Genomic DNA, 1,078 nt, shown 5'->3' on the forward strand with positions numbered 1-1,078 from the left:
GTCGTCGAGTCACAGGGGTACTCGATCGAAAAGCTCTTCGATCCTTCCATCAGCACCGCACGTATGCCCGCTGAGACGATGGGCCCCTCGCTCCCTCCGTCGCCTATCGCGTCATCGCACACCTTCAGGTAATTGACACCGACCGCATAGCGTGGCCCCTGCAGCGCGTTCGCGGTGGCGAAGCAGCGCCACGCCTCATTCACCGCAACGATGGATCCCTGTGCATCGAGAACGGCGATATGGGCGGGCAGAGCATCGAGAATCGCGGCCTGCTTCACCGCCTCGTTGCGGCGTGAGTGCTCCTGGGAGCGGCGCAGCAGGGAGGTCCGACCGAGTTGGTCAGTCACCGTGTCCACCTCGCCCCCGGTCAGCTCCTCCAGCCTTTGTTCGATCACGTGGAAAGATTCGATCAGCCTGGCGATCTCCTCGCTGACATCGTCAGCCGGCGGTAGCTCATTCGGCTTCACGGCTGCCGCCTTCCGGCAACCCCAGGGCCTGCAGCAAAGGCTGGGCCTGGCTGAGCGTGCCGACGATGCGGCGGGTCGGTGAAGGCGAGAGCTTGAACAGCGTCGGTGTCATCAATACGCCTGCCGCCATCGCCAGCTTGGGCTCTCGGAACACGTCGACCACCTCGATCTCATGCCGCTTCGGCAGATGGACGCGACATAGGGCTGACAGATTGTCGAGTGCCTGCGCCGAATTCAGCGCGTCGCCGRCAACGTAGAGCCGGAACTTGAACAAGCTGCGGCGGTTCATAGAGTGCTCGCTTTCGTGACAGCCTTGGCTGCCGGTTTTGCAGCATCGGCACCGCGCAGTTCGCGCATGCGGGTATGGCCGCGTGACAGTTCGCGCTCGCTGCTTTCGGTGGCGCTGGCCAGCAAGGCCTTTTCGACCTGCTTTGCAACCAGCTCGGTCTGCAGCGACTTCACTCGCACCTCCAACTCGGCCTCTTCGGCATCCAGCCTGACGCGCTTGAGTTTGCGGGCGACCTCGGCGGCGTCGGTCGACGAACGCTCGGCGCGTTCCTTTTCCCAGCGCAGCGTGCCCATCAGGACTTCACCACCGGCGGTATAGGTAT

At 63.6% G+C, this 1,078-nt stretch carries 2 protein-coding genes and 1 pseudogene; all 3 read right to left on the minus strand.

All coding sequences use genetic code 11. The annotated features are described in order from the left end of the window. A pseudogene (locus tag ACXJKR_RS33235) lies at positions 1–467 on the minus strand (hypothetical protein); the annotation flags it as partial. Next, positions 454–756 (minus strand): circadian clock KaiB family protein, encoded by a 303-nt coding sequence (locus ACXJKR_RS33240; RefSeq protein WP_457326486.1) that lies wholly within the window; start codon positions 754–756, stop codon positions 454–456. The pseudogene ACXJKR_RS33235 and the gene ACXJKR_RS33240, both read right to left, overlap by 14 nt. Beyond that, positions 753–1,078: hypothetical protein (locus ACXJKR_RS33245; protein WP_457326487.1), on the minus strand; the 326-nt coding region annotated here is incomplete at its 5' end. The genes ACXJKR_RS33240 and ACXJKR_RS33245, both read right to left, overlap by 4 nt.

Source organism: Roseateles sp. P5_E11 (assembly GCF_054049355.1).